5 protein-coding genes and 1 pseudogene are annotated in these 5151 nt (G+C 62.1%); 3 read left to right on the top strand and 3 right to left on the bottom strand.

Features of this window, described 5'->3' with window-relative positions; all coding sequences use genetic code 11:
* Both AC1DWI_RS13380 and AC1DWI_RS13385 read right to left on the bottom strand, forming a co-directional pair.
* Positions 1–156: pseudogene (locus AC1DWI_RS13380) on the bottom strand (c-type cytochrome biogenesis protein CcsB); the annotation flags it as partial.
* On the bottom strand, positions 153–2372 hold the full coding sequence (locus tag AC1DWI_RS13385; RefSeq protein WP_477669894.1) for a cytochrome c biogenesis protein ResB: 2220 nt from the start codon (positions 2370–2372) through the stop codon (positions 153–155). The pseudogene AC1DWI_RS13380 and the gene AC1DWI_RS13385, both read right to left, overlap by 4 nt.
* On the opposite strand from AC1DWI_RS13385, the gene AC1DWI_RS13390 reads away from it, so the two are divergent.
* Positions 2371–2574 (top strand): hypothetical protein, encoded by a 204-nt coding sequence (locus AC1DWI_RS13390; RefSeq protein WP_477669895.1) that lies wholly within the window; start codon positions 2371–2373, stop codon positions 2572–2574. The genes AC1DWI_RS13385 and AC1DWI_RS13390 overlap by 2 nt on opposite strands.
* Here AC1DWI_RS13390 and AC1DWI_RS13395 read toward each other — a convergent pair.
* Positions 2571–3248, bottom strand: coding sequence for a c-type cytochrome (locus AC1DWI_RS13395; protein ID WP_477669896.1), 678 nt, complete (start codon positions 3246–3248; stop codon positions 2571–2573). The genes AC1DWI_RS13390 and AC1DWI_RS13395 overlap by 4 nt on opposite strands.
* 209 nt (positions 3249–3457) lie before the next feature.
* Between AC1DWI_RS13395 and yihA the strand changes: the two genes are divergently transcribed.
* Together yihA and AC1DWI_RS13405 are read left to right on the top strand one after the other, a co-directional pair.
* Positions 3458–4186 (top strand): ribosome biogenesis GTP-binding protein YihA/YsxC, encoded by a 729-nt coding sequence (yihA, locus tag AC1DWI_RS13400; RefSeq protein ID WP_477669897.1) that lies wholly within the window; start codon positions 3458–3460, stop codon positions 4184–4186.
* Positions 4187–4273: 87 nt separating this feature from the next.
* Positions 4274–5151 (top strand): alpha/beta hydrolase (locus tag AC1DWI_RS13405; RefSeq protein WP_477725000.1); only part of this gene is annotated, 878 nt, incomplete at its 3' end.

Raw genomic sequence — 5151 nt, forward strand, 5'->3', positions numbered from 1 at the left:
GGCATACAGAAAGCCGCCGGCGACCAGCGCAGCAAACACCCAATCCAGCACATTACGCCGGGCGAAATAGCCCTCGTTCAGGCTCAGCGTGCTGTCGCCGCCCGCCTTCAGCGTGGTGGTGTTCACCGCGGTGTTGTTGATCGTGGAGGTATTCATAAAGGCGCCTGCAACAGTTTCGTTTTCAACATCTCAAACTCCTTGTCGCCGTCCATGGTCTTGCGGTTGGTCGACAAGGCCATGGTGGCCTGACTGTGGCCTTCGGCCGATTCTGGCATTGAACCCACAACATTGCCATCTTCTGCCTGACCGCCCCCTGCGCCGCGCGGCGCCAGCCAGACCCAGACGCGGCGTTCGCGCACGTAAAGCATGGCGAACACCCCCAGGATCAGGAAGGCGCAACCCAGGTAGACGATGGTCTTGCCCGGTGCACGCGCCACCTGGAACACACTGGCCTGGACCTGGGTGAAGTCTTTCAGCTCAAACGCCATGGGCGCGGGGTAAAAATTGGCGTCCGACAGGCTCAGCACCATTTGCGACATGAAAGCCCGCGTCTTTTCATCCTGACCCAACGGCTTGAGCCCGGCCTGCTCACGCGTCATCTGCGTCAGCTCAAACAAGGCACCGTTGAGGATGCGGATCAGCACCTCGCCGGCACGGTTGCGCTCGGCTTCGGGCACATTGGCTTCCATAAAGTCAGAGATGGCCTGCAGGCCTGCAGCGGTTTTGGGCTTGCCCGTCGAACCTTGCGCGGCGCCCGCTGCGTCTGCAACGTCACCGGCAAAAAGAGCCAGCGCCCGCGATGTCGACGCGGCGAGCTGTTGCATCAGCTCCGGCCGTTCCCGGCCAATGGCCTGGCTTGCGTAGCGCCTGACCGCCAGCTCACGCTGCGCCGGATTGGCGAGCGCGGCACGCAGCCGCAAAAAGGTTTCCATGCCGCCTTCGGCGTCCACCGGAATCCGGAGGTACTGGAAGGGTGCAGACGGTGTCTCGCGAACACCCATCAGGTAGACCGCAGGGCTGTCTTCCGCCGGGTCCGTCTTGACCGGCAACATGTAGTTGTGAAATTCACGGGCCTGTCCGGACGCATCGCGCAACTTGTAGCTCACGCTGGGGCCCACGTTGCGCAGCTCTTTTTGCGTCACGGTCTTGTTCGCCGCGCCGAGCCGTGTGTCAATCGCCTGGTGCAGGTCGACCTTGCGCACATCGGCGCCGGAACCCATGCTTCCGCCCGACGCAAAATTTTCCACGTTGATGACCCGCAGCGCGGTGTATTCCAGCGTCAGCTTTTCGGCGCCATCGCCCTGCCCGTTGGTCAGGCCGCTGGAGCCGCCGATCGTGCCCTGAATTTCAAACGGCTTGCTGGCCGCGGCCATCGGAATGGCCTTGAGCGTCACGCTGGAGCCGCCGTCGTCGAAGCTCGACTGGTAAATCTCGATACCGCGGTGATTGGCCGGGTGATTGACCTCCACCCGCACCGGAATCTTTTCGCCAGTTTCCTTGTCGTGGATGATGATGTCGCTGGCAAAGAGCTTGGGCATGCCGGTCGAGTAATACTCAACGATGAATTTTTTGAGCTCAATGGAAAACGGCAGTTCCTGCAGCAATACGCCGCCCGGCTGGTTCAGGATGGCGGTGCTGGACTGCGTGCCTTCAGCCACCAGCAGGTTGGCGCGAAACGTCGGGTTTTTGTCGCTGAGCCGGTGCTGGGCCGGCACGTCGGCAATCAGTCCGCCGCCGGCATAAATCGACTTGCCGTTCAGCCACATCTGCGCGCGTACGATCATGTCGCCGTCGAGCAGGCCGCCCACGCAGACCAGCACGATGGCGCTGTGCGCTGCGATGTAGCCCAGTTTGTTGGCCGCGCCTTTTTTGGCCGCCACCATCCAGCCGTTGCCGGCGCGCTGCTGCAGCTTCACTTTCCAGCCGCTTTGCACCAGCGTCTGGCCAATGCGGCGCGCAGCCGTTTCGGGTGACTCGGCCAATGCGGCCTCGGCACGGTGGCCAAAGGCCTTGAGGCTTTGCTCCCTGACGTTTTCCTTGAGCTGGTTCAGGTCCGCGAAGATCTTGGGGGCGTTGCGCGCAATGCACAAAGAAGTAGAGACCACCAGAAAAGCCAGGATCAGCAGGAACCACCAGGCGCTGTACACGGTGTTGAGGCTGAGCAGGCTGAACACCTGCGCCCAGAACGGACCGAACTGGTTCACGTAGTTGCCCAGCGGCTCTGCCTGCTTGAGCACCGTGCCGATGATCGACGCGATGCAGATCACCGTCAGCAGCGAAATGGAAAACCGCATGGACGACAGCAGTTCCACCGCCGCCCGCCAGCTGCGGGAGCCCCAATTGACTTTCATACCCTCGGTGGAAACTGTCATGCTTGAAATGGAACCTGCGGTTGGCTCAGGAAAGCCTGCGAACCAGAAAAAGAAGGGAAAAAGAAAAAAGGCGGGCTTTCATCAGAAAGACCCGCCTTGGTGTGATTGGTTTTGGAGGCTTGGGTTCAATACTGCAGGCAGCCTGCGGGTACTTTCAGCAAAAAAACGCTCGCCTGCCAGTCCTTTGCTGTACTTTGCTTAACGCAGGCCGGCAATGTAGTCGGCCAGCGCACGGATTTCACGGTCGTTCAGCTTGGCAGCCACCTGGCTCATGGGCAGGCTGTTGCCGCGGCCGCCGTCACGGAAAGCCGTCAACTGCGTCACCGTGTACTCAGAATGCTGGCCGCTCAGGCGGGGATATTGGGAAGGAATGCCGGCGCCAGTCGGGCTGTGGCAGCCTGCGCAGGCTGCGATCTGGCGGTCCTGCACGCCGCCGCGGTAGATACGCTCGCCGAGTGCAACCAGTTCCTTGTCTTTGGCAAAGCCGGTTTTGGCTTTCTTGGACGTCGCCCAGTAAGCGATGTTTTTCATGTCGTCTTCAGACAGCGCGGACGCAAAGCCTTGCATGATGGGGTTCTTGCGCTTGCCGGCCTTGAACTCCTGCAGCTGCTTGACCAGGTATTCGGGGTGCTGCTGCGCCAGCTTGGGGTTGGCGGGGGTGCCGGAATTTCCGTCGGCGCCGTGGCAGCTGGCGCAAACTGCGGTGAAGCTGGCCTCGCCCTTGACCAGATCAGGCTTGGCAATCTTGGCCGGGGCTGCTGCTGCTGCGGGAGCCGAAGCGGCGCCATGTGCAGGTGCGGCTTCGCCGGCAGCATAAGACGACACGGCAGGCACGGCCAGCAAGGCGGCCAGGAGAGAAGTAACGAACAGCTTCATATCGGGGGTTTTAATTGGTTGGCGCACAAAACTTATAACTTTCTGATTTTACAATGGCTTCAGGGCACCCCCGATTATTCGGGTCTTGCCGCGGCAACGGGCCAGCAGCTCCGCACCGCCTCAGCGCTTCCCGGGTTCCGTCCCCGAAGCCATTGCTCCCTCCAACGCATGCCGGTAGCGTGCAACCGATCTCCAGGGACCGCCCGATCATGACCTCACCCTCTCCGTCCAAACCACCCTTAGCCGCAACTGGCGCGCCCGATCCCAAAATCGCGATGGGCTGGCTGCACACCGCCAAATTCCTGACCACAGCGCCTGAGCTCAAGCACCTGCCCCGTGTCGAYGTGCCTGAAATCGCCTTTGTCGGCCGTTCCAACGCCGGCAAATCCACCTGTATCAACACGCTGACGCAGCAACACCGGCTGGCATTTGCCTCCAAGACGCCGGGCCGCACGCAGAGCATCAACCTGTTCAGCTTGGGCAAGCAGGGCGTGACGGACGCCGTACTGGCCGACCTGCCGGGCTACGGCTATGCGGCCGTGCCCAAGGAAGCCAAGTACCGCTGGCAGCAGGTGATGGGCAACTATTTGCAGACGCGCGACAACCTCAAGGCCGTGGTGCTGCTGTGCGACCCGCGCCTGGGCCTGACCGAGCTCGACGAGATCCTGCTGGACGTGATCCGGCCGCGGGTGGAAGACGGCCTCAAGTTCCTGGTGCTGCTGACCAAGTCCGACAAGCTCAACAAGACCGAAGCGGCCAAGGCGCTGTCCATTGTGCGACTGCAGGCCGGCGGCGGAGACGTCAAACTCTTTTCTTCGCTGAAGCGCCGCGGTGTCGAGGAAGTAGCCCAGCATTTGTGGGACTGGGCCCATCCGGCCGAAAAACCGGCAAAGCCTGCCAAAGCGGCGCCTGAAGAGCTGCCCGAGATCAATGACTGAGGCAGCTCTCCAGCGCTGAAATTTCAGGCAAATACCGGCTCCAACCCAACTGGGACAAGCGCAAACAGCTATAAAAAGTGTAGCAACATGATCGCCACCCGCTTGTATGCATTGCCCCACGGCATCACCCTGTCCTGCCGGATTGCGGGCGAAACGGGCCGCCCTGTCCTGATGTTCCTGCACGGCTTTCCGGAAGCCGCTTTTGTCTGGGACGGCTTGCTGGAACACTTCGCGCGGCCTGAAAACGGCGGCTTTCGCTGTGTGGCGCCCAACCTGCGCGGCTTTGAACATTCCAGCGCGCCGCTGGAGGCGACCGCCTACCGGCCCAAACACCTGGTGCAGGACATTGCAGCGCTGATTGCGCTGGAAGGTGGCCAACTGGAATGCCTTGTGGCCCATGACTGGGGCGGCGCGGTGGCCTGGAACCTGGCTGCGGGCCATCCCGCGTTGATGAAAAAGCTGGCCATCATCAACTCGCCGCACCCCGGCACTTTTCTGCGCGAACTGCAGCATTCGCCGGCGCAGCAAGCCGCCAGCGCCTACATGAACTTCCTGATTCGCCCCGACGCCGAAGCCTTGCTGGCCGAAGATGACTTTCGGCGGCTCTGGGATTTTTTTGCCAACATGGGCGCGGTCGATGGGCCGCACGCGTGGCTGACCGACGCCATCAAGGACCAATACCGCGAAATCTGGCGCAAGGGCCTGACAGGCCCCTGCAATTACTACCGGGCTTCGCCCTTGCGCCCGCCCCGGCCCGGGCCGCCGCACAACGACCCGGCCGCCGCGGCAGTGAGCATTCCACGGGACATGCTGGAAGTTCACCTGCCGACGCTGGTGCTCTGGGCACTGGACGATACGGCCTTGCCGCCCGCACTGCTGGAAGGCTTGGGCGACTACGTGCCGCAGATGGATTTACGCCGCATCGAAGGCGCAACCCACTGGATCGTGCACGAGCAGCCCGCATT

The organism is Polaromonas sp. P3_C2 (assembly GCF_056402675.1).